This window comes from Klebsiella sp. HMSC09D12 (assembly GCF_001808475.1).
Taxonomy (GTDB): Bacteria; Pseudomonadota; Gammaproteobacteria; order Enterobacterales; family Enterobacteriaceae; genus Klebsiella; species Klebsiella oxytoca.
In genome coordinates, this window is record NZ_KV793504.1 from 25,737 (window position 1) to 49,371 (window position 23,635).

The 23,635-nt window shown below is 56.0% G+C and carries 22 protein-coding genes; 5 read left to right on the forward strand and 17 right to left on the reverse strand.

Going from position 1 to position 23,635, the window contains the following annotated elements:
- Positions 1 to 24 precede the first annotated feature (24 nt).
- Positions 25 to 894 carry an MDR efflux pump AcrAB transcriptional activator RobA gene (gene robA / locus HMPREF3178_RS23995; RefSeq protein ID WP_004108433.1) on the forward strand — a complete coding sequence of 290 codons (870 nt, stop codon included), beginning with the start codon at positions 25 to 27 and terminating at the stop codon, positions 892 to 894.
- Here the strand turns inward: robA and gpmB are convergent.
- Positions 891 to 1,538, reverse strand: a complete 648-nt coding sequence (gene gpmB / locus HMPREF3178_RS24000; protein WP_004108435.1) for a 2,3-diphosphoglycerate-dependent phosphoglycerate mutase GpmB — start codon at positions 1,536 to 1,538, stop codon at positions 891 to 893. The two genes, robA and gpmB, sit on opposite strands and share 4 nt — an antisense overlap.
- A gap of 114 nt (positions 1,539 to 1,652) precedes the next feature.
- Between gpmB and yjjX the strand changes: the two genes are divergently transcribed.
- Positions 1,653 to 2,174 (forward strand): inosine/xanthosine triphosphatase, encoded by a 522-nt coding sequence (gene yjjX, locus HMPREF3178_RS24005; protein WP_004110389.1) that lies wholly within the window; start codon positions 1,653 to 1,655, stop codon positions 2,172 to 2,174.
- Here the strand turns inward: yjjX and trpR are convergent.
- Positions 2,155 to 2,487, reverse strand: coding sequence for a trp operon repressor (gene trpR, locus HMPREF3178_RS24010; protein WP_004108439.1), 333 nt, complete (start codon positions 2,485 to 2,487; stop codon positions 2,155 to 2,157). The two genes, yjjX and trpR, sit on opposite strands and share 20 nt — an antisense overlap.
- 117 nt (positions 2,488 to 2,604) lie before the next feature.
- Positions 2,605 to 4,542, reverse strand: a complete 1,938-nt coding sequence (sltY, locus tag HMPREF3178_RS24015) for a murein transglycosylase (RefSeq protein ID WP_017145038.1) — start codon at positions 4,540 to 4,542, stop codon at positions 2,605 to 2,607.
- Positions 4,543 to 4,765: 223 nt separating this feature from the next.
- On the opposite strand from sltY, the gene ettA reads away from it, so the two are divergent.
- The gene (gene ettA / locus HMPREF3178_RS24020; RefSeq protein ID WP_017145039.1) at positions 4,766 to 6,433 is read left to right on the forward strand and encodes an energy-dependent translational throttle protein EttA; all 1,668 of its coding nucleotides are present in this window, start codon (positions 4,766 to 4,768) and stop codon (positions 6,431 to 6,433) included.
- A gap of 189 nt (positions 6,434 to 6,622) precedes the next feature.
- Here ettA and nadR read toward each other — a convergent pair whose 3' ends face one another.
- From nadR to serB, 3 genes are read right to left on the reverse strand one after another with little or no spacing between them, the layout of a single operon-like run.
- Entirely contained in the window at positions 6,623 to 7,855 is a 1,233-nt protein-coding gene (nadR, locus tag HMPREF3178_RS24025; protein ID WP_004108450.1) for a multifunctional transcriptional regulator/nicotinamide-nucleotide adenylyltransferase/ribosylnicotinamide kinase NadR, read from the reverse strand.
- A gap of 21 nt (positions 7,856 to 7,876) precedes the next feature.
- Positions 7,877 to 9,259, reverse strand: a complete 1,383-nt coding sequence (radA, locus tag HMPREF3178_RS24030; RefSeq protein WP_004108452.1) for a DNA repair protein RadA — start codon at positions 9,257 to 9,259, stop codon at positions 7,877 to 7,879.
- A 9-nt stretch (positions 9,260 to 9,268) separates the two neighbouring features.
- Positions 9,269 to 10,240 (reverse strand): phosphoserine phosphatase, encoded by a 972-nt coding sequence (gene serB, locus HMPREF3178_RS24035; RefSeq protein WP_004108454.1) that lies wholly within the window; start codon positions 10,238 to 10,240, stop codon positions 9,269 to 9,271.
- A gap of 104 nt (positions 10,241 to 10,344) precedes the next feature.
- Between serB and HMPREF3178_RS24040 the strand changes: the two genes are divergently transcribed.
- Positions 10,345 to 10,986, forward strand: a complete 642-nt coding sequence (locus HMPREF3178_RS24040) for a YtjB family periplasmic protein (protein ID WP_004108456.1) — start codon at positions 10,345 to 10,347, stop codon at positions 10,984 to 10,986.
- A gap of 10 nt (positions 10,987 to 10,996) precedes the next feature.
- A complete protein-coding gene (gene lplA, locus HMPREF3178_RS24045) occupies positions 10,997 to 12,013 on the forward strand; it encodes a lipoate--protein ligase LplA (RefSeq protein WP_029496751.1) in 1,017 nt (338 codons plus the stop codon).
- Between the two features lie 54 nt (positions 12,014 to 12,067).
- Here lplA and deoD read toward each other — a convergent pair whose 3' ends face one another.
- From deoD to yjjG, 11 genes are all read right to left on the reverse strand, one after another.
- On the reverse strand, positions 12,068 to 12,790 hold the full coding sequence (gene deoD, locus HMPREF3178_RS24050; RefSeq protein ID WP_004108460.1) for a purine-nucleoside phosphorylase: 723 nt from the start codon (positions 12,788 to 12,790) through the stop codon (positions 12,068 to 12,070).
- A 93-nt stretch (positions 12,791 to 12,883) separates the two neighbouring features.
- A complete protein-coding gene (deoB, locus tag HMPREF3178_RS24055; RefSeq protein ID WP_004108462.1) occupies positions 12,884 to 14,107 on the reverse strand; it encodes a phosphopentomutase in 1,224 nt (407 codons plus the stop codon).
- A 52-nt stretch (positions 14,108 to 14,159) separates the two neighbouring features.
- Complete coding sequence (deoA, locus tag HMPREF3178_RS24060) at positions 14,160 to 15,482, reverse strand: thymidine phosphorylase (protein ID WP_004108464.1); 1,323 nt, start codon at positions 15,480 to 15,482, stop codon at positions 14,160 to 14,162.
- A 78-nt stretch (positions 15,483 to 15,560) separates the two neighbouring features.
- Positions 15,561 to 16,340: a deoxyribose-phosphate aldolase gene (deoC, locus tag HMPREF3178_RS24065; protein WP_004098396.1), complete on the reverse strand. Its 780-nt coding sequence runs from the start codon at positions 16,338 to 16,340 to the stop codon at positions 15,561 to 15,563.
- A 414-nt stretch (positions 16,341 to 16,754) separates the two neighbouring features.
- Complete coding sequence (locus tag HMPREF3178_RS24070; protein WP_004108467.1) at positions 16,755 to 18,032, reverse strand: NupC/NupG family nucleoside CNT transporter; 1,278 nt, start codon at positions 18,030 to 18,032, stop codon at positions 16,755 to 16,757.
- 145 nt (positions 18,033 to 18,177) lie between these two features.
- Positions 18,178 to 18,957: a metal-dependent hydrolase gene (locus tag HMPREF3178_RS24075; RefSeq protein ID WP_016809137.1), complete on the reverse strand. Its 780-nt coding sequence runs from the start codon at positions 18,955 to 18,957 to the stop codon at positions 18,178 to 18,180.
- On the reverse strand, positions 18,954 to 20,027 hold the full coding sequence (locus HMPREF3178_RS24080; protein ID WP_004108471.1) for a patatin-like phospholipase family protein: 1,074 nt from the start codon (positions 20,025 to 20,027) through the stop codon (positions 18,954 to 18,956). Before HMPREF3178_RS24080 ends, HMPREF3178_RS24075 begins: the two co-directional genes overlap by 4 nt.
- 120 nt (positions 20,028 to 20,147) lie before the next feature.
- Positions 20,148 to 20,309, reverse strand: coding sequence for a DUF1328 domain-containing protein (locus HMPREF3178_RS24085; protein WP_003856556.1), 162 nt, complete (start codon positions 20,307 to 20,309; stop codon positions 20,148 to 20,150).
- 124 nt (positions 20,310 to 20,433) lie between these two features.
- On the reverse strand, positions 20,434 to 21,045 hold the full coding sequence (gene osmY / locus HMPREF3178_RS24090; RefSeq protein ID WP_004108473.1) for a molecular chaperone OsmY: 612 nt from the start codon (positions 21,043 to 21,045) through the stop codon (positions 20,434 to 20,436).
- A gap of 217 nt (positions 21,046 to 21,262) precedes the next feature.
- Positions 21,263 to 22,852 carry a peptide chain release factor 3 gene (prfC, locus tag HMPREF3178_RS24095; RefSeq protein WP_004108474.1) on the reverse strand — a complete coding sequence of 530 codons (1,590 nt, stop codon included), beginning with the start codon at positions 22,850 to 22,852 and terminating at the stop codon, positions 21,263 to 21,265.
- 92 nt (positions 22,853 to 22,944) lie between these two features.
- Positions 22,945 to 23,622 carry a pyrimidine 5'-nucleotidase gene (gene yjjG / locus HMPREF3178_RS24100; RefSeq protein ID WP_017145041.1) on the reverse strand — a complete coding sequence of 226 codons (678 nt, stop codon included), beginning with the start codon at positions 23,620 to 23,622 and terminating at the stop codon, positions 22,945 to 22,947.
- Positions 23,623 to 23,635: the final 13 nt, after the last annotated feature.

Sequence of the window (23,635 nt, forward strand, 5' to 3'; positions counted from 1 at the left end):
TGAGTTTAAGGATGGGGATATTTTATGGATCAAGCAGGGATTATTCGCGATCTCCTTAGCTGGCTGGAAGGTCACCTGGATCAGCCACTCTCACTGGACAATGTGGCAGCGAAGGCAGGTTATTCCAAGTGGCATCTGCAAAGAATGTTCAAGGACGTCACCGGCCACGCCATCGGTGCCTATATTCGCGCCCGTCGCTTATCTAAGTCAGCGGTTGCCCTGCGCCTGACCGCACGTCCGATTCTCGATATCGCGCTGCAGTATCGTTTTGATTCGCAGCAGACGTTTACGCGTGCTTTCAAAAAGCAGTTTTCGCTGACGCCAGCCCTCTATCGACGCTCTCCAGACTGGAGTTCTTACGGTATGCGCCCTCCGCTGCGTCTGGGCGAGTTCACCATGCCGCAGTATGAATTCGTCACGCTGAACACCACTCAGCTGGTTGGCGTCACTCAGAGCTATACCTGTAAGCTGGAAGAGATCTCCGATTTCCGTAATCAGATGCGCGTTCAGTTCTGGCGTGAATTCCTCGCCAATACGCCGTCAATTCCTCCGACGCTGTACGGCCTGCACGAACCGCGCCCCAGCATGGATAAAGACGATGAGCAGGAGGTGTTCTACACCACCGCGCTGACGCCGGAGCTGGCTAACGGTCACCTGCACAACGCCCATCCGGTGACGCTGGAAGGCGGCGAGTACGTGATGTTTACCTACGAAGGATTGGGTACCGGGTTACAGGAATTTATTCTGACGGTTTACGGCACCTGCATGCCGATGCTCAACCTCACCCGCCGTAAAGGTCTGGATATCGAACGTTTCTTTCCGGAAGATGAAAGCCGGAATCAGGAACCGCCCATTCAGCTACGCTGCGAATACCTGATCCCGATTCGTCGTTAACGCTGTAGTTCATCCATCGCGGGGGCATCAAGATGCGAAACATCCCCCGCGGTTTCCACTACCCATCCTGACGCCAGCCAGGGGCTCTGCTGATAGTCAACGCGGGAAATGGAGCAGTTGCGCAGACGCAGACGTCGCTCCGCGTATGCCGGCAAACCAAGAATCGTACTCACCAGACATCCCAGCGCCATGCCGTGGCTCACCAACAGCGGCCGGCTGCCTGCGGGCAGTTCCAGGCAAGATGCCAGCGCCGCATGCATACGCTCGCTCAGCTCCTGCATCGATTCCCCCTGCGGGATACGCCCATCGGGCGTGCCGTTGACCAGCTGGCGACGCCAGCCCTCTTCTTCTTCGCTTAGCGAGTCAATATGGCGCTTTTCCAGCACGCCCATATCCAGCTCACGCAAGCGTGAATCGGTTATGACGCTGCATCCGCAGGCTTCAGCGATGATTTCTGCGGTACGCCGCGTCCGACCTAAGTCGCTGGCAATTATATGCGTAATCCCCAGCGTTCTGGCGCGCTCGCCTACCTGCCAGGCCTGACGCTCACCGTGGGCGGTAAGCGGACTGTCGGACTGGCCCTGAATACGTCGCTCGGCGTTCCACTGCGTTTCACCGTGGCGAACAAGGTATACCTGTAACATGCTTTATTATCCGTTATGAGCTCTTAACCCTCTCGCTTCAAGCATAGCCGCCTGCAACAAGAAGGGTTTGGAGTATACTGCGATGATGTTAAGTCATTCTGAGTTATTTTGATTATGCACCATGTTGTCTCAGCTACCACTAATCCCGCCAAAATTCAGGCAATTCTGCAGGCTTTCAACGAGATCTTCGGCGAAGGATCCTGCCACATTGAGTCCGTCTCCGTCGAGAGCGGCGTGCCGGAACAGCCTTTTGGTAGCGACGAAACGCGCGCTGGCGCACGAAATCGCGTGGCTAACGCGCGTCTTGCGCAGCCAAATGCGGACTTTTGGGTCGCCATTGAAGCCGGAATCGACGAGGGCAGCACTTTTAGCTGGGTGACCATCGATAACGGTAGCCTGCGCGGCGAAGCGCGCTCGGCAACCCTACCGCTGCCGCAGGTCATTCTTGAAAAAGTTCAGGCAGGGGAAGCGCTGGGTCCAGTGATGTCTCAGCATACCGGCATCGATGAAATTGGCCGTAAAGAGGGCGCAATCGGCGTATTTACGGCCGGAAAACTGACCCGCAGCAGCGTTTATCATCAGGCCGTCGTGCTGGCGCTAAGTCCGTTTCATAACGCTATTTATCGCCAGCGTTAAACAACGACTGCTCCAGCCATAAACGCAGCTCCGGCGGCGCTGACTTGAGGCTGTTCGAACCGCGGGTGATAGTCGCGATGCCGGCGCCGAGTTCATTTTTTAGCTCGCGCTGGCTCATCTCACCGCGCAGCAGCTCTTCAATAATACGTACCCGCGTACCCAGCGCCTCGCGCTCGTCGGGGGTCAGCATAAGCTGTAAAAGCGGCAGATGAAGATCGTCGGCGTACGCCTGCTGTAAGAGCGCGACAAAACGCAGCCACTCCTGATGACGCTGTTCGGCTACCGCTGCTGAATAGGGGGATTGTTGGGTCATGTTACGCCACCTGTCGGATGTACTCACTAACGAGTACAAAGCATAACATACTTCTGTCCGGACTCTACGGATTTCGGGCAACATCGCCTTTTGCTATGTTGCCCGAAAACGACAGCGCTAGTAGCGCAGCTTCCACTCCGCATCGCTCAGCAGAGCATCTTTCTGGCCCATAAAATAGCGATAGTAGGCATCATAGGACAAAACGTTTTTGACGTAGCCGCGCGTTTCAGAGAACGGAATGCTCTCGACGAACGCCACCGCGTCAATACGGCCGCCGCTGTTGCCCCGCCACGTGCGCACCCGCCCTGGCCCGGCGTTATAGGCCGCTGAGGCGAAGATACGGTTATTGCCAAACTGCTGATAAACATACTGCAGATAGCTGGTACCAATGTTGATGTTCATTTCCGGATCCAGCAGCCGCGATGGACCGCTATAGCCAGGGATACTGAACATGCTCACCGTATGCGTCGCCGTACCCGGCATAATCTGCATCAGACCGCGGGCACCTACCGGTGAACCGGCTTTCGGGTTCCAGGCGCTCTCCTGACGCGCAATGGCCATCGCGTAGCTTTGCGGAATATCTTTCCCTCTGATGTAGCGTTTGAAAAGATCGTTATAGGCCAGCGGGAAACGCTCTTCCAGTTGATCCCACAGTTTCCCGGCGATCGTGGCCTGAACGCTGAGATCCCACCAGTTCTGATTAAACGCGTAACGCGCCAGCTGTGCCTGCTGATCTTTGGTCTTGCTGGTGACCAGATTGGCCCACTCGCTGCGGGCGGTATTGTCCATATTCCAGTACATGAGCTCGCGGACTCGCGCCATTTCCGGCCCGGAGGTCAGCGCCGGATCGAGATTAGCGGGAGCTTTATCAATACGGAAAGTGTACTCCTCGCCCAGGCGCTGGGCTGCGACCATCGGGTAGAAACCGCGCTGCTGCATCAGCGAGCGCAGAATATCTTTCGCTTCATCATCGCGCCCGCGCTCCAGCAGCAGATCGGCCTGCCAGTAGCGCCATTCATCCTTCTCTTTCGCTTCCATCGGCAAACGCGCCAGCCAGGTATTCAGGCCGCGACGATCGCCAAGACCAAGCGCCATACGTACCCGGCGCTCCACCAACGAAGTCGATTGGGAGCGCATGATAGCGTCGTCGCGCCAGATGGCCTGCTCTTCGGTCACGTCGCTGCCCATCAGTCGCCAGGCGACGATGTCACGCAGCTCCTGGATTTGATCTTCATTAAGCTGCTGCGCCTGCGCTAATGAAGGGATCATCAGGCGCGCATTTTCCACGTCCTGCCGCGCAACGCTGGCAAAGGCGACCGCCGCCATCTGGCGGGTAAAATCCGTCGCGCCGGTTGTACGGGCAAAGGTCATAACGCTATTCGGATCGTTAGCCAGCGCGATAACCGCCGTCGCAATCGTTTGATAATCGGACGGCATCTGCTGGGCCAGAACCCTTACCAGGCTGGTATTTCCCGCCTTCATCGCCAGACGGATCCGTTCAAGATAGGCCAACGGATCCTGCTGACCTGAGGCCCGCCAGGCGCCAAATAGCCGATCGCAGGCGTTTGGCTGGCTTTTGCCGCTCAGCCACAGCGCTTTCGCCCCATCCCAGGCTTCCTGAGTCTGGCCGACGTTCCATTTCGCATAGTAGTAATTACACTGCGCTTCGGTACCGGTCGGTTTCTCCGGGCTAAACGCCAGCAGGCCTCGCCAGTCGTCGCGACGCGCCAGTTCGTTAACAAAGCGGGATTTCAGCGATCGTGCGGGAGGCAGCGTAGGGTTAGCGGCGATAAAATTGGTGACCACCAGCGCCGGTTGGTTCATCAGATCGTCGGTTATCTGACGATACTGGAGATAAGGATAAAGCGGATAGGTCGTCAGGGTGGGCATCAGCTGATTGACGACATCCATCTGTCGGTTGTCCCATGCCTGTTTAGTTTGAGCATAGCGGCTGCGCTGTTCATCCAGTGAATCCGCATGCGCCAGTTGGCTTAACGTCAGCAGACTTACGCCGGCGGCCAGAAGACGCCACGTCACAGTTTTGGCTTTTTCCACAAGCTCTTCCTCTATTCAGGTACATCACAGCAGCATCATGCCGCGGGCAAAAATTTCAGGTATTACGTAGATATGCTAATCAGACAACGCGAATCGCGCCACGTCCCGGACATTTTTTTACTCTTTTGTGAAACCCATCGCCTCGCTGGGATTAAAGCGCGAAAAAGGCTACACTTCGCCTTTGAAAACTATCTATCATTATAAATGAGAGGCGAAGTCCAACGTGGCTCAATTCGTTTATACCATGCATCGTGTCGGCAAAGTGGTTCCGCCGAAACGTCATATTCTGAAAAATATCTCCCTGAGCTTCTTCCCTGGCGCAAAAATCGGTGTTCTCGGTCTGAACGGCGCCGGTAAGTCTACCCTGCTACGCATCATGGCCGGCATTGATACCGATATCGAAGGCGAAGCTCGTCCGCAGCCGGGCCTGAAAATCGGCTATCTGCCGCAGGAGCCGCAGCTCAATCCAGAGCAGACCGTACGTGAGTCGGTTGAAGAGGCGGTGGCCGAAGTGGTCAATGCGCTGAAAGGTCTGGACGAGGTGTACGCGAAGTACGCTGAGCCGGATGCCGACTTCGACAAGCTCGCCGCTCAGCAGGGCAAGTTTGAAGAGATTATCCAGGCGCACGACGGCCATAACCTGAACGTGCAGCTGGAGCGCGCCGCAGATGCCCTGCGTCTGCCGGACTGGGACGCGAAAATCGCCAATCTCTCCGGGGGTGAACGCCGCCGCGTCGCGCTGTGCCGTCTGCTGCTCGAAAAGCCAGACATGCTGCTGCTCGACGAACCGACTAACCACCTGGATGCGGAATCCGTAGCGTGGCTGGAACGTTTCCTTCACGACTTCGAAGGTACCGTGGTGGCGATTACCCACGACCGTTACTTCCTCGACAACGTGGCCGGCTGGATCCTTGAGCTTGACCGCGGCGAAGGTATTCCGTGGGAAGGTAACTACTCCTCCTGGCTGGAGCAGAAAGACCAGCGTCTGGCGCAGGAAGCTTCTCAGGAAGCGGCGCGTCGTAAGTCAATCGAGAAAGAGCTGGAGTGGGTCCGTCAGGGCGCGAAGGGCCGTCAGTCTAAGGGTAAGGCCCGTCTGGCGCGCTTTGAAGAGCTTAACAACGTCGAGTATCAGAAACGTAACGAAACCAACGAACTGTTTATTCCGCCAGGCCCGCGTCTGGGGGATAAAGTCGTGGAAGTCAGCAATCTGCGTAAGTCCTACGGCGACCGCGTGCTGATTGACGATCTGAGCTTCTCAGTACCGAAGGGCGCTATCGTCGGCATCATCGGTCCTAACGGCGCGGGTAAATCGACCCTGTTCCGCATGATGTCCGGTCAGGAACAGCCTGACGCCGGTTCTATCACCTTGGGTGAAACCGTCAAGCTGGCCTCCGTCGATCAGTTCCGCGACGCTATGGACAACAGCAAAACCGTGTGGGAAGAAGTTTCCGGCGGGCTGGATATCATGAAGATCGGCAACACCGAGATGCCGAGCCGCGCCTACGTGGGCCGCTTTAACTTCAAAGGCGTTGACCAGGGCAAGCGCGTTGGCGAACTGTCCGGCGGTGAGCGCGGTCGTCTGCACCTGGCGAAGCTGCTGCAGGTTGGCGGTAACGTCCTGCTGCTCGATGAACCGACCAACGACCTGGATATCGAAACCCTGCGCGCGCTGGAAAACGCCCTGCTGGAGTTCCCGGGCTGCGCGATGGTTATCTCGCACGACCGCTGGTTCCTCGACCGCATCGCGACCCACATTCTGGACTACCAGGATGAAGGTAAGGTGGAGTTCTTCGAAGGTAACTTTACCGAATACGAAGAGTATAAGAAACGCACCCTCGGCACCGATGCGCTGGAGCCGAAGCGTATCAAGTACAAACGTATTGCGAAATAAGAGCATAAGGGCAACGCAGGTTGCCCTTTTTAATATTTGTCACTCTCCCGCCGGGAGAGTGTTGTAGCCCGGCTCAGGCATTCATGCCGCCAGCCGGGAAACCAACTGCAATACCGCTTCAGCCATTTCCCCGGCTCACGCTGCGCTTAGACGGGCCAGGGATTCATGCGGCATCAGGCCGCAGAAGGCCTATCCCTGCTCGCCCATCATCTCTTTCACCAGCTCAACGCAGCGCAGGAAGCGGGCGTCGTAATCAGCCTCTTTCACATGCACAAAATCTATCTCGTTCTCCCTGAGCAGCGACACCAGCAGCGACTGGAACTCTTTGCGGTCTACGGAGCTGCCAAGGCTTCGCAAGCCATCGGCTACCCACGGCGTGTTGTTTTCCAGCAGAATGACCAGGTCGAAGCGATACTCATCGATCAGCGCCTGAACAAAGGGATGTTCCCGCCCTTCATACTTCAAACAAAACGCCTGAGTACTGACAAAGTCAGTATCGATAAATGCCACTTTATTGGCATATTTTACTGCAAAATCAATATACTGCGCATGACCAAGAGCGATTTTGTCATAGTCGGAATATTGCAGCGCCATCTCATCGCCGCCGAGGTGCGAAAAGACGTAGTCGCGGCCATACTCCCAGGCGCTGGTGGTATTAAAGATATTGGAAAGCTTATTCACCAGCGTCGACTTCCCGCTCGACTCACCGCCGAGGATCGCCACCGTGCGTACGAAAAAGGGCTTCACTTCGGTAGGAATATATTCCCAGTAACGGAACGGATTCTCACGAATCTGCCCGCCGCTGATGTTCATAAAGGTGCGTTTAGGATCGATAAGAACGGTTTCAATCCCCAGATGATCCAGATACTGCGGCGCGTCGCCCTCTTCCGAGGTGTAGATCCAGTTAGGCTCAATGCCCTTCTCGCTCATAAAGGCGCGGATCCCGCGGCTCCAGACGTCCCAGCCGTGCGGATAAGGCTCCATTCCCTCTTCATTGAAGGCGTGGATGCGGATATTTTTTTGATATTTGAACGTTTGCAGCAGCCAGCGCAGGCGGTCAGGCACGGTTGGCTGCTGCGACATCGCGCTCTTTTCAAACAGCTCGCGATCGCGGGGATCGTCGTAGCCCATAATGATATGCAGCTCATCGACCTGGCTACAGGCGCGCTGAATCAAGTAGATGTGCCCGGTGTGCAGCGGGTAAAACTTACCAAATACCACGCCAACGCTTTTTTGCCGACGTGGAAACTCCAGCCCGAGAAACCGGTGCAACGCTTCGAGCTTTTGCGCGCTGGGGCTTTTAATTTTGGCGTTCAGCAGTTGGCTCAGGTAGCCTTTTGTCATTCCGCTGGCGTCCGCCACCTGCTGTAGCGTACAGCCCTTCTGCTTTATGGCGCTTTTTAAATAGTCAAATGACGACATGGCGAGTCTCCTTTTAACTTATTATAAGTCGTCAAAGACGCTTAGCGCGTCCGCAAGCTTTTTCACGCCAAAGATTTGCATCCCTTCCGGCACTTTTTTCGGCACATTCGCGGCCGGAACAATCGCCCGACGAAAACCATGCTTAGCCGCTTCGGAAATACGCTCCTGGCCGCTCGGCACCGGGCGAATTTCGCCCGCCAGACCCACTTCGCCGAAAACCACCAGGTCCTGCGGCAGAGGACGGTCGCGCAGGCTGGAAACCATCGCCAGCAGCAGCGCCAGGTCGGCGCTGGTTTCTGTGACCTTCACACCGCCAACAACGTTGACGAACACGTCCTGGTCAGCCATCTGCAGACCACCGTGACGATGCAGTACCGCCAGCAGGATCGCCAGACGGTTCTGCTCCAGCCCCACCGCCACGCGGCGCGGGTTGGACATCATCGAGTGATCGACCAGCGCCTGGATCTCCACCAGCAGCGGTCGGGTACCTTCCCAGACCACCATTACCGAACTGCCCGAAGTCACTTCGTCACCGCGGCTCAGGAAGATAGCCGAGGGGTTGCTCACTTCACGTAGCCCCTGCTCGGTCATAGCGAATACGCCCAGCTCGTTGACCGCGCCGAAGCGGTTTTTATGGCTGCGCAAGGTGCGAAAACGAGAATCGGCGTCGCCGTCGAGCAGCACGGAGCAGTCAATACAGTGCTCCAGCACTTTCGGCCCGGCCAGCGAGCCGTCTTTGGTCACGTGGCCGACCATGACGATCGCCACGCCGCGCGTCTTGGCAAAGCGCGTTAAATAGGCCGCCGTTTCGCGCACCTGAGCCACGCTGCCCGGCGACGACTGCACGTCGGCCATATGCATCACCTGGATGGAGTCGATAACCATCAGCTGCGGCTTTTCTTCGTCGGCAATCTGGCAAATCTGCTCAATGCTGGTTTCTGACAGCATATTCAGGTTGGCGGTGGGCAGACTTAAGCGGTGAGCGCGCATCGCCACCTGCTGAAGCGACTCTTCCCCGGTGACGTAGAGCGTTTTCATGCCTTCGGAGAGCTTACACAGGGTTTGCAGCAGCAGCGTCGACTTGCCCGCGCCGGGGTTACCGCCGATCAGAATCGCGCTTCCCGGCACCACGCCGCCGCCGAGCACGCGGTCAAATTCTTTAAATCCGGTCGAAAAGCGCGGCAGCGCTTCGAGGCTGATATCAGAGAGCTTTTGCACCTTCGATACGCCGGCATTACCGGCGTAACCTGACAGGCGTTCGTTTCTTGCCACCTGCGGCGAAGCGGCAATGCGCATCTCGGTTATGGTATTCCAGGCATGACAGGCGCTGCACTGCCCCTGCCAGCGCGGATAATCCGCACCGCATTCATTACAGACAAATGCGCGTTTTGGAGCTTTCGCCACGTTAACCTCTTACTTTTGATTCATGCTGCCGGAGAGAATACAGAATACCCCCATCAGGTCAGCGTGGCGGATTGTCACTTCCGCCAGTTCATTCACTTTGGGCTTAGCATGATAGGCGATGCCGAGTCCTGCCGCTTTAATCATCGGCAGATCGTTTGCGCCATCGCCAATAGCGACGGTTTGCGCCGGCGGGATTTCATACTTTTCCGCCAGTTTACGCAGCGTACTGGCTTTATATTTCGCATCGACGATATCGCCGATGACGTTGCCGGTCAGCTTACCGTCCATGATCTCCAGTTCGTTGGCGAACACCGCGTCGAGATGCAGCTTGTCGCGCAAATACTCGGCAAAGAAGGTGAAGCCGCCGGAGGCGATCGCCACCTTCCAGCCGAGCGTTTCCAGCTTCAGCACCAGCTGGGTCAGCCCCGGCATCAGCGGCAGCGTTTCACGCACCTGCAGAAGAATATTGGCATCGGCATCTTTCAGCGTCGCTACCCGCTGACGCAGGCTGGCGGTGAAATCAAGTTCGCCGCGCATCGCGCGCTCGGTCACTTCAGAGACCAGCTCGCCGGTACCGGCCAGTTTGGCGATTTCATCAATGCACTCGATCTGAATCGCCGTCGAGTCCATATCCATAACCAGCAGGCCCGGCGTGCGTAAATGCGGGATTTTCCCCAGCGGCGCGACGTCAAACCCGGCCTCATGGGCCAGACGGGTCGCTCGTAGCGTTAACGAACCAGCCAGACGAATCACCTGATAGTCGTCAACCGCCCAGGAGGCAACAATCACCAGGGCCGCCCCCAGCTCCCGCTGCCACTCGGTCAGACGACGCTTGTTGAGACCGCGACCATACAGCAGCCAGCCGCTACGTCCGGCATGATAATCCAACGGCATAACCTCATCACCGCTCAGGGAAAGCGGCAATCCAGGCCACTGGGAAACATCTTCAGGCAGGTCGCACCAGGTCAAACTGTTTGGCATCACGGCTCCACATAACTTCATTCAGGCGAGGAAAATAACGCATGAGGCTACCTTGTAACCAGCGCTTCTGGCAACATTAAGCTGCAAATTTTCAAAGGTGGAATATGGTACGCGCAAAACTTAAATTCCGGCTGCATCGCGCGGTGATAGTTCTGATCTGTCTCGCACTCCTCGTCGCCCTTATGCAGGGCGCTTCGTGGTTTAGCCAGAACAGTCAGAAGCAGCGCAATCCGCAGCTGGAAGAACTGGCCCGCACGCTCGCCCAGCAGGTCACGCTGAACCTGGCGCCGCTGATGCACAGCGAAACGCCCGACGAAAAGCGAATTAGCCAGCTGCTGGACCAGCTTACCCATAAAAGCCGGATCCTCGACGCCGGCGTGTATGACGAACAGGGTGACCTGGTGGCGCGTTCCGGCGAAAGCGTCGAGGTACGCGATCGGCTGGCGCTGGACGGGAAAAAAGCGGGCGGCTACTTCAACCAGCAAATCGTTGAGCCTGTTCAGGGTAAAAACGGGCCGCTCGGCTACCTGCGCCTGACGCTGGATACCCACACGTTAGCCACCGAAGCGCAGCAGGTCGATAATACCACCAATATCCTGCGTCTGATGCTGCTGCTATCTCTGGCTATCGGCGTCGTCCTGACGCGCACCCTGCTGCAGGGAAAACGTACCCGCTGGCAGCAATCGCCTTTCCTGCTTACCGCCAATAAGCCGGTGCAGGATGAAGATAAAGATGAATCAGAATAAGGAAATCGCTATGCCCACGCTGCGCCTGCTGCTCTCTGACTCTTACGACCCCTGGTTCAATCTGGCGGTTGAGGAGTCCATTTTTCGCCAGATGCCCGCAACTCAACGGGTGCTGTTTCTGTGGCGCAACGCCGATACGGTGGTCATTGGCCGCGCACAAAACCCGTGGAAAGAGTGCAACACCCGACGTATGGAAGAAGACAACGTGCGCCTGGCGCGTCGCAGCAGCGGCGGCGGCGCGGTATTCCACGATCTGGGCAATACCTGCTTTACCTTTATGGCCGGAAAGCCAGAGTACGATAAAACCGTTTCCACGAATATCGTCCTGACGGCGCTGAATTCGCTGGGCGTCACGGCGGAAGCCTCAGGCCGTAACGATCTGGTCGTAAAAACCGCTGAAGGCGACCGAAAAGTCTCCGGCTCCGCCTATCGCGAAACGATGGATCGCGGCTTTCACCACGGAACGCTGCTGCTGAACGCCGATTTAAACCGTCTGGCCAACTACCTCAATCCCGATAAGAAAAAGCTGCAGGCTAAAGGCATTACCTCCGTACGCGGGCGCGTAGCCAATCTGGTCGAGCTGCTACCGGGCATTACCCATCAGCAGGTCTGCGAGGCGATCCAGGAGGCGTTTTTCGCCCATTACGGCGAACGCGTCACTGCAGAAGTGATCTCCCCGGAGAAAATGCCGGACCTGCCGAATTTTGCCGCGACCTTTGCTCGCCAGAGCAGCTGGGAGTGGAACTTTGGCCAGGCACCGGCTTTCAGCCATCTGCTGGACAAACGTTTTACCTGGGGCGGCGTAGAGCTCCATTTCGACGTCGAAAAAGGCCATATCACGCGCACTCAGGTCTTTACCGACAGCCTTAACCCGGCACCGCTGGAAGCGCTTGCCGCCCGACTGCAGGGCTGCCCGTACCGCGCGGATATGCTGCAGCAGGAGTGCGAGGCTTTATTCGTTGATTTCCCGGAGCAGGAGAAAGAGCTGCGTGAGCTGTCGGCGTGGATTGCCGGCGCGGTACGCTAACGTGCGGTCAGATCACGTCGCCCCTCTCCCATAGGGAGAGGGAGGAAGAGATGATTACTCTTTATCGCCCAGCAGAACGGATTCCAGCGCGATTTTGATCATATCGTTGAAGGTCGTCTGGCGTTCAGCAGCCGTGGTCTGCTCGTGGGTACGGATGTGGTCAGATACGGTGCAGATGGTCAGCGCTTTCGCGCCGAATTCCGCCGCGACGCCGTAGATCCCGGCCGCTTCCATTTCCACGCCCAGAATGCCGTATTTTTCCATTACGTCGAACATCTCACCGCCGTCCGGCGCATAAAACAGATCAGCAGAGAAGATGTTGCCCACGCGAGCGTCAACGCCCAGCGCTTTTGCCGCGTCAACCGCGTTACGCACCATGCCAAAGTCGGCAATCGCCGCAAAGTCGTGGTCTTTGAAACGCATACGGTTAACTTTAGAGTCGGTGCAGGCGCCCATGCCGATAACCACGTCGCGCAGTTTAACGTCCATACGCACCGCGCCGCAGGAGCCTACGCGAATGATTTTTTTGACGCCGAAGTCGGTGATCAGCTCTTTCGCATAAATGGAGCAGGAGGGGATACCCATACCGTGACCCATAACGGAAATTTTGCGGCCTTTATAGGTACCGGTGAAGCCCAGCATACCGCGGACGTTGTTTACTTCACGGATATCTTCAAGGAAAGTTTCGGCAATGTGCTTCGCGCGCAGCGGGTCGCCAGGCATCAGCACAACGTCAGCGAAATCGCCCATTTCTGCGTTAATGTGTGGAGTAGCCATCGTTAAATCCTTCTGAATGTTATACCTGATGGCGGCTACGCCTAATCAGGCTGACAAAAAAGGCCCGGTGAGCGTGACTCACCGGGCAAAAAATCACAGCATGTTTTTGCCGTATTCCATCGGAGACGTACCGAAGTACGTTGCCAGAGTCTGGCCGATATCGGCGAAGGTTTCGCGGTGACCCAGCGAACCCGGCTTCACTTTCGGGCCATAAATCAGTACCGGAATATGTTCGCGGGTATGGTCAGTACCGGTCCAGGTCGGGTCGCAGCCGTGGTCAGCGGTCAGGATCAGAATGTCATCTTCCCCTACCAGTTCCATCAGCTCCGGCAGACGGCGATCGAACAGCTCCAGACCCGCAGCATAGCCAGCAACATCTCGGCGGTGGCCCCAGGAAGAGTCGAAGTCCACGAAGTTGGTGAAGACGATGGTTTCGTCCCCCGCTTCTTTCATCTCTTTAATGGTGGCGTCAAACAGCGCATCCAGACCGGTCGCCTTCACTTTTTTAGTAATGCCGCAGTTGGCATAGATGTCGGCGATTTTACCGACCGAAACCACCTGCCCTTTTTTCTCGTCAACCAGCTTCTGTAGCACCGTCGGTGCCGGCGGCTCAACGGCCAGATCGTGGCGGTTACCGGTGCGCTGGAAGTGACCGGCTTTGTCGCCGATAAACGGACGCGCAATAACGCGGCCGATGTTGTAGCCGCCTTCGGTCAGCTCTTCACGCGCGATTTCGCACAGTTCGTACAGCTTATCGAGACCAAAGGTCTCTTCATGGCAGGCAATCTGGAACACCGAGTCAGCAGAGGTATAGAAAATCGGCTTGCCGGTTTTCATATGCTCTTCGCCCAGTTGATCGAGGATAACGGTACCGGAAGAGTGGCAGTTGCCGAGGTAGCCCGGCAGATTTGCGCGCTTAACCAGTTTATCAAGCAGCTCCTGCGGGAAGCTGTTTTCATGCTCAGGAAAGTAGCCCCAGTCAAACAGAACCGGCACGCCGGCGATTTCCCAGTGGCCTGACGGGGTGTCTTTGCCGGAAGAGAGCTCATGCGCCCATGCGTAAGCGCCGATAACTTCCGCGTTGCCGTCCATACCGGCTGCAACTTTACCGGTAGAACCTTCATGGGCCTTAACCAGCCCCAGGCGGGTCAGATTAGGCAAATTGAGCGGACCTTTACGGCCGTTGTCAGCCTCGCCTTTGGCACAAGCTTCTGCAATATGGCCCATGGTGTCTGAACCGACGTCGCCAAAGCGTTCAGCGTCTTCAGTCGCACCGATGCCGAATGAGTCCAGCACCATAATAAATGCACGTTTCATATTATTCTCCGTACCTTTTGCGCTGCAAAAAAGCGATCAGATCAGTATATAACTATTCGGTGATACGACGATAGACTGTCGGCGTAATTTCAGGCGCTTTATCGTCAAGTTTTATGGCCGCTTTCACTGCTTTGGCCGCTTCCTGCCAGCTGTTCTCATCTTTCGCATGGATAACCGCCAGCGGCTGCTGCGTATCAATGCGCGCGCCGAGGGGAACCATGTCGGTGAAGCCGACGCTGTAATCAATTAGATCTGCAGCCTGACGGCGACCGCCGCCCATAGAGACCACCGCCATGCCCAGCGCGCGAGTGTCCATTTCGGCAACAAATCCTTCGCCTTCGGCGTAGACCGCTTTGCTTAGCATCGCGCCCGGCAGGTATTTATCGTAGTTTTCCACGAAATCGCCAGGGCCTTTTTGCGCCGCCACCATCCGGCCAAAGACTTCTGCGGCTTTACCGTTATCAAGCACCGCCTGAAGCTTAGCCCGCGCATCGGCATCGTTCTCCGCCAGCTTGCCGGAAATCAGCATCTCAACGCAGAGCGCCATCGTCACCTCAAGCAGCCGCGGATTGCGGTACTCGCCGGTGAGGAACTGCACGGCTTCCCGCACTTCCACCGCATTACCGGCGCTGGAAGCCAGCACCTGGTTCATATCGGTCAACAGGGCTGTCGTCCGCACGCCGGCGCCATTAGCAACGCCGACGATCGCTTCGGCCAGCGCGGCGGAAAGCTCATAAGTGGGCATAAAGGCGCCGCTGCCGACTTTGACATCCATCACCAGCGCGTCCAGCCCTTCCGCCAGCTTCTTGGCGAGAATCGAGGCGGTGATCAGCGGGATAGAGTCCACCGTCGCGGTGATATCACGCGTGGCGTAAAAACGTTTGTCCGCCGGTGCCAGAGAGCTGGTCTGCCCGATAATCGCGACGCCGACATCTTTAATGATTTCACGGAAGCGGCTATCGTCCGGGAAGATATCGAAACCGGGGATCGCTTCCAGCTTGTCCAGCGTACCGCCGGTATGACCGAGTCCGCGCCCGGAGATCATCGGTACATAGCCGCCGCAGGCAGCGACCATCGGCCCCAGCATCAGGGAAGTCACATCGCCTACGCCGCCGGTAGAGTGTTTATCGACAATTGGGCCGTTAAGATTAAGGCTCTTCCAGTCGAGGACGGTTCCTGAATCCCGCATCGCCATGGTCAGCGAAACGCGTTCCGGCATAGACATATCGTGGAAAAAAATGGTCATCGCCAGCGCGGCGATCTGCCCTTCAGAGATGGTGTTATCGCGGATACCGTTAATGAAAAAACGAATTTCTTCATCGCTCAGCGCATGACCATCACGTTTTTTACGAATAATTTCTTGTGCGAGAAACAAGATTACCTCCCGAGGAAAGAGTCAAAGACTAACCTCAGGCCGGACGACATCCGGCCTTAAGGTCAGACAAATTACGTATTAGTAGCTGCTGGCGCTCTTACCATCGCCGTGACCCAACGCTTTCAGCAGGCTTGCCAGCAGGCTGGAAGCGCCGAAGCGATAGTGGCGAGAATCGGCCCAGTCGGCCCCGAACAGCTCATCAGCAATGGCGAGGAACTTTTGCGCGTCTTCCGCGCTGCGCACGCCGCCTGCCGGTTTGAAGCCAACGCTCTGCTGAACACCCATATCGCGGATGACTTCCAGCATAATGCGCGCGCTTTCCGGGGTCGCATTCACCGGAACTTTACCGGTCGACGTTTTGATAAAATCAGCGCCGGCTTTGATGGAAATTTCAGACGCTTTACGAATCAGCGCTTCTTCTTTCAGCTCGCCGGTTTCGATAATGACTTTCAGCAGCACGTTTGCTGCCGCGCAGGCTTCTTTACAGGCTTTGACCAGGTCAAAACCCACCTGTTCGTTGCCCGCAATCAGCGCGCGATAAGGGAAGACGACGTCGACTTCATCCGCGCCGTAGGCAATCGCCGCGCGGGTTTCCGCCAGCGCAATATCGATATCATCGTTACCGTGCGGGAAGTTGGTCACCGTCGCAATGCGGATATCCGGGGTTCCCTGTTCGTTCAGCGTTTTGCGCGCGATCGGGATAAAGCGCGGGTAGATACACACTGCGGCGGTATTCCCTACCGGTGTTTTGGCCTGATGACACAACGCGATCACTTTCTCATTAGTGTCGTCATCATTCAGGGTGGTCAGGTCCATCAGTTTCAACGCGCGCAGGCTGCTGGCAGTTAAATCAGTCATTTCATACTCCGACGGCGTATTGCCGGTTAAAAGTTTGTTCACCTTGCGAGTCTGTTACTATTGTAACATTGCCTCGCCGCCACACTTCGATATACATCACAGTTAATGAAAACTAATTGCCAATTTGCATTGCTGTGACGTGATTTAAATCACACTAAATAGCCAAGCCCGGGCTTCATGAGCGTACAGCACTTTATAAGCATAAACAGCAAGCTCCGGCCCGACGGAATGTTATTATTATAACATATCCGAACGCGACAACTCGATATCAGCAGGGTCATTTTGTGCGAACAACGGCGAAAAAGAGCACTAACGATGGAAAAACAGAGCGTTGCAGGATGATGGAATTTTAACAATTGTGATAAAAATACCGGCGGCAGCGCCGCCACCGGTATTTTCTCGCTGAAGGACGCGTTATAGCGCGAGGAAGACGCCTGCGATGGTGGCGCTCATCAGATTTGAGAGCGTACCCGCCGCCACCGCCCGCATGCCCAGCTGTGCGATTTCCTGGCGGCGATTGGGCGCCATACCGCCTAAACCGCCAATCAGAATGGCAATGGATGACAGGTTGGCAAAACCGCAAAGGGCAAAGGAGATAATGGCCTTAGTGTGGGTTGAAATGACCTGCAAACCTGCGGCAGCCACCTCGGCGTCGGCTTTCAGATATTCGCCGAAATTCATATAGGCTACAAACTCATTGATGATCAGCTTCTGGCCGATAAATGAGCCGGCCACGGTGGCTTCACTCCATGGAACGCCAATCACCCACGCCAGCGGCGAGAAGACCCAGCCGAGAATCATTTGCAGCGACAGATCCGGGTAGTTAAACCAGCCGCCCACGCCGGAGAGGATCCCGTTAACCAGCGCAATCAGCGCGATAAACGCCAGCAGCATCGCGCCAACGTTAAGCGCCAGCTGCATCCCCGAAGCTGCCCCGGATGCGGCAGCATCCAGTACGTTTGCCGGCGCTTCCGGATCGGCGTCATTTTTTTCCAGCGCCGGGCTATCTTGCGGCTGCTCGGTTTCCGGCACGATAATTTTCGCAAACAGCAGGCCGCCCGGTGCCGCCATAAATGAAGCGGCAATCAGATATTCTAACGGTACGCCCATCTGGGCATAACCGGCCAGAACGGAGCCTGCGACCGAAGCCAGGCCCCCGCACATCACCGCAAATAGCTCAGAGCGCGTCATGGTGGCGATGTAAGGACGCACGACCAGCGGCGCTTCGGTCTGGCCAACAAAAATATTCGCCGTGGCAGAGAGCGATTCCGTGCGCGAGGTTTTCAGTACCGCGCGCAGCGCCCCGCCGAGTATGCGGATCACAAACTGCATAATGCCCAGGTAATAAAGCACGGCGATCAGCGATGAGAAGAAGACAATGACCGGCAGGACGCGCAGGGCAAAAACAAACCCGCCGCCGCCGAAGACCTCAAACATCTTGTCGGAAACCAGACCGCCGAAAATAAAGCCGATCCCTTCATTGCCGTAAGCAATCACGTTGGCAACGCCGTTAGACATGGCCAGCAGCGCCGTGCGCCCGGCCGGCACGTAGAGAATTAACGCGCCGATCCCCACCTGGATAATCCAGGCGCCGAGGACGGTGCGCAGGTTGATGGCTTTTCGATTACTGGAGAGGAGCACTGCGATGGCTAACAGCACCACCATGCCGATAAGTCCCATGATAATTTGCATACAGAATCCCTGTGTATTGATAGTTCAGCGTAAAACCCCGCGATTATAACGGCATGGAACCATCACGCTCATCACAGCTCACACATTTTAGGCAAAACAATGAGATAAAAAGGCAGGAATGAGACACAAGTCACTCAATAAAAGGTTATAAAATAGCAAAAACCTCTTTTGTATTACAAAACATGGTATTAGCTATCTCTTCAGCAGGCTCAGAGCGTAGCTCACATAAGGCGGTGAAGACGCGAGCCGCTTGCTCAGGCCTGTTCGGCTGCCCCTGGAAACCGTTTAACGGCATATCCGGCGCATCGGTCTCCAGTAACAGCGCAGAAAGTGGTAGCTGCGCCATCACATCGCGGGTCTTGCTGGCGCGCGGGTAGGTAATGGTACCGCCAACGCCGATTTTATAGCCCAGCTGGACAAAACGTTCGGCTTGCTGAAGACTACCGGCAAAACCGTGCACCACGCCGGTACGCGGTAAAGCGTGCTTTTTTAGCAGCATCGCCAGCTTGTCATGAGTGCGTCTGGAGTGGAGGATGACCGGCAAGTCGTAGCGTTTCGCCAGACGCAACTGCGCCTCCAGGAGAGAAATCTGGCGCTCGAACTGCGGATCTTCGCGATAGAGATCGAGGCCAATTTCCCCAACCGCGATCAGCTTAGCATCGCGTTTCGCCAGGCAGGCTTCAAGCCGCGCCAGACTCTCTTCTTCATGCCGCTCAATTACTATCGGATGAAGCCCCAGGGCCGCGTAGAGCGGAGCATACTGCGCCGCAAGCCCTAATACGCGGGCAAAGTTATCCGCTTCCGTCGCCGGTACGATGATTTGCCTCACGCCAGCCTGAGCCGCTCGGGCAATACTGGCAGTTTCGTCGCCGGTGAAAGGAGGGAAATCGAAGTGACAGTGGGTATCAATAAATCGCAAGGTCACGCGAGGTCCTCATTATCAAAGCTGGCATCATTGGCCTGCTCAGCCGCGATGACCGGAACCTGAGGGATCTCGTTGGCCACGGGCGCCGGCGGGATAACCACCGTTTTCGGTACCGCAATGCGTGGCGCATGACGCAGCAAAGGAGGCCTGTCGGCCAGCAGTTTACCGACCGTAGCGAGGAAATAGCGCCCGCACTGGCGCCCGGTTTTGTAGTCTTCCAGTAAAGCAGGAAGACGGCTGCCTAACGCCATACTTTTCAATGGCTTCTGTGGATATATTTCCAGAATTCTCAGCTTACCCGGCGGCTTCTCAATGAACTCTTGCGTGGAGCGATAGGTGGTTTCGTGGTGCTGTACCAGATTCACAAACGGCTGCAGGCTACTTTCGCCAAGCCAGCGCTCCATCCGTTTAAACCACTGCGGGGTGTAGTACATCTGCGAAGGCACGGTGCGGATCACTACAATTGTTTGCGCGCCCCGACGGGCGGCCTCCTGCACCGGGATCGCATCGCTGACGCCGCCGTCCAGATAGCTCACCCCATCCAGCATAACGCCGCTGCGGTAAAAACCGGGAATCGCGCTGGAGGCGCGAATCAGATCGAGCCAGGTTTGCTGGGTAGGGGAAAAGTAGTTGGGCGTATAATCATCGCCGCGGCAGGCGCACATCCAGAACTCTTTACCCTGAGCAAAACGGTCTTCAGCATAAGCCATCGCCAGCGGCATTTTTTTGGCGGTGCTGTCGACCAGCCAGTCGAGATCGATGAGGTTGCCTCCGCGGACAAAACGCATCGGGTCGAAAAACTCGCGGGCGGTGGTGTAGCGGGTGATCACCTTGCGGGCATAGCCGGGCTGGTTGCACAGATAGGCCGAGAGATTTTGCGCCCCGGCAGAGGTGCCAAACAGCATATCGAACGGGTTAAATCCCGCGCGCATAAATTCGTCCAGCACCCCGGCGGTAAAAATGCCCCTCTGTCCCCCACCTTCGCACACCAGCGCAAGCCTGCCCGGCTGGAAGGGTTTAACAGATAACGGCGTAATGTTGCCCAACGTCACGGGAATTCGCTGCCCCACCCTGCTTTCCTGTCTGGCTTATTATAAAAACAAAGGTAACGCAATTTTTAACGCCCTGAAACAGAGAAAGCCAGTCTCATTGACTGGCTTTATGTAAGACGGTATTTCACTGATTAACGTCTAGGGACGTCGACGGCCGGTGAACAGGCTGACCAGGAACAGAATAATACCGACAACAAAGACAATTTTAGCAGCCCAGGCAGCGGTACCTGCCAGGCCACCAAAACCCAGAGCGGCGGCAATTAAAGCGATCACCAGAAAAATAATGCCCCATCTAAACATACGTCTCTCCTTACCATAGTTAATGACGGTCGATTTTCTGCGCACTCAGGCCGCGCATACACAACCCTGTGGTGCTACACATCCTGCGGAAAGACCGCAGAATAAATTCTTTTAATGAATGGATTTATTTAACGCTAAGATCGTTCTTCACGCTTTTGACGCCGGAAACGGCTTTAGCAATGCCTTCCGCACGTTCCGACTGCTTGCTGGACTCGACCGTGCCGGATAAATGTACGACGCCATCGGTGGTCTCAACTTTCACGTTACGCGACGGGACGATATCGTCAGCCAGTAATTTAGCTTTGATCTCGCTGGTCACCGCGGTATCGCCCGCGTAGCCCTTCAGCGACGCTGATTTTTCGTTCTGCACGCTAAGCTTGTCGTTTACCGAGCTCACGCCTTCAACGGCTTTAGCTACGCTAAGCGCTTGTTTATGCTGCTCTGAACTATCAACTGTACCGCTTAACGTGACGACTTTATTTTCCGTTTTCACCGAGATATCGGTGCTGCGAATATCCTTATGATCGATCAGCGCCGCTTTCACCCTGGCGGTGATGGTGCTGTCGTCCATAAAGTTTCCGACTTTGTTCATCGAATTATCAACGGCTTGACCGGCATTGCTGGCTGCAGATTTTGCGCTGTCTACGGTCGAGTTTTCTGCATACGCCGAAGCGCTGATTATTGCTGAGCCCAGGAAGAGGGCCAGGAGTGTCTTGCCGCTCTTAAGTCTTGTCATCGTCGTTCCTCGTTATATCTAAGCAGGTAAAGCAAAATAAGTAGTCTATTAAGCCAGGATTCCAAAAATTACTTATTAAATGTAGTAGATACACGGAAGAGTGCGGCATGAACGGGTAAAAAAGCAGGCAAAACGGTAAGAATTAAGAACTTTCCAGATAGGGGCTTCTGAAAGAAAAACGACGTGGAGCGCGGCGAAAACCGCGCTCCGGAGAGGATTAATGCTCGCGAGTTTTGCGGAACTGGACGTCAGGATAACGCTCCTGCGTCAGGTTCAGGTTAACCATGGTCGGGGCGATGTAGGTCAGATTATCGCCGCCATCGAGCGCCAGCTGAATTTCGTTCTTACGCTTAAACTCTTCGAATTTCTTCGCGTCGCTGCATTCCACCCAGCGGGCGGTGGCGACGTTGACCGACTCGTAGATCGCCTCAACGTTGTATTCGCTCTTCAGGCGAGCGACGACGACGTCAAACTGCAGTACCCCCACCGCGCCGACGATCAGATCGTTATTGGCGATCGGACGGAACACCTGCACCGCGCCTTCTTCAGAAAGCTGAACCAGACCCTTCAGCAGCTGTTTCTGCTTGAGCGGATCTTTCAGGCGAATGCGGCGGAACAGTTCCGGGGCGAAGTTCGGGATACCGGTGAACTTCATCATTTCACCCTGGGTGAAGGTATCGCCAATCTGGATGGTGCCGTGGTTATGCAGACCCAGGATATCGCCCGGATACGCTTCTTCCACATGCGAACGGTCGCCGGCCATGAAGGTCAGCGCGTCGGAGATCACCACATCCTTGCCGATACGCACCTGGCGCATCTTCATGCCCTTCTCGTACTTACCGGAAACCACGCGCATAAAGGCCACGCGGTCGCGGTGTTTCGGGTCCATGTTGGCCTGAATTTTAAAGACAAAGCCGGTGAACTTCTCTTCCGAGGCTTCCACGGTGCGGGTATCGGTTTTACGCGGCATCGGCGCAGGCGCCCACTCCACTAAACCGTCCAGCATATGGTCAACGCCGAAGTTACCCAGCGCGGTTCCGAAGAATACCGGCGTAATTTCGCCCGCCAGGAACAGATCTTTATCAAATTCGTTAGACGCGCCCTGCACCAGCTCCAGCTCGTCGCGCAGCTGCTGCGCCAGGTCTTCGCCCACCGCCGCGTCCAGATCCGGGTTATTTAACCCTTTAACGATGCGCACTTCCTGGATAGTGTGACCTTTACCGGTCTGGTAGAGATAGGTTTCATCTTTATAGAGGTGGTAAACGCCCTTGAACAGCTTGCCGCAGCCAATGGGCCAGGTGATCGGCGCGCAGCCGATTTTCAGCTCGTTTTCCACTTCATCCAGCAGCTCCATCGGGTCGCGGATGTCACGGTCAAGTTTGTTCATAAACGTCAGGATCGGCGTATCGCGCAGACGGGTGACTTCCATCAGCTTACGGGTACGATCCTCGACGCCTTTCGCGGCATCGATAACCATCAGACAGCAGTCCACCGCCGTCAGCGTACGATAGGTATCTTCGGAGAAGTCTTCGTGCCCCGGAGTATCCAGCAGATTGACCAGACAGTCGTGATACGGGAACTGCATTACGGAAGTGGTAATGGAGATACCGCGCTGCTTTTCCATTTCCATCCAGTCAGACTTCGCATGCTGACTGGAGCCGCGGCCTTTTACCGTACCGGCGGTCTGGATAGCCTGTCCGAATAACAGCACCTTTTCAGTAATGGTCGTTTTACCGGCATCCGGGTGAGAAATAATGGCAAAAGTGCGGCGCTTGGCCACCTCCTGCAAATAAGGAGACAACGTCATAATTCAATCTTCTTAGTAAACGCGGCAATGCGCCGCGCATGTTGAATACGAAAAAATTGCGGCTATTTTACCCATCAATGGGGGGGAGGCAATCAGTGTTTACACAGGAGTTGCTCCAGTTCGCTTAAAGAGGTGACCGTCCAGTCCGCGCGGAGGTCGGCAGGCAGCTCGCGTTGATGAGGGTTAAACCAGCAGGTGGCCAGGCCGGCATTCACGCCGCCGCGAATATCAGATTCCGCCGTATCACCCACCATCAGCACCCGTGAACGATCGGGGTTACCCGCCTGCGCCAGGGCATAATCAAAGATGCGCGTATCCGGTTTAGCGACCCCAACCTCTTCGGAAATAATCAGTAAATCAAAATGATCGCGTAACCCGGTACGTTCAAGACGCGTCTGCTGTAGCGAGGTAAAACCGTTGGTGATGATGCCCATTTTCACCTTACCCTGCAGCGAATCCAGCAGCGACACCGCGCCCGGCAGCGGCGAGCAGATCTCCGCCATCGCGTTCATAAACGCGGCGTTCAGCTCACCAGGAGGGACGTTCAGGCGCTCCGCCCAACCGTCAAAGCGCTGATGCTGCAGTTGAAGAGAAGTGATAGCGCCGTTCTGATAATCCACCCACAGCGGCTTATTCACGGCCTGGTAGTCCTGAAAATCCTCTGCGGAGAAGGTCACGCTATAGTCGAGAAACATCCGCTGTAGGCCGCTAAACGAGTCAAACGTAAATAACGTTTCATCGGCATCAAAGAAAATCCAGTCCCACTTCATCGTATCACCTTGT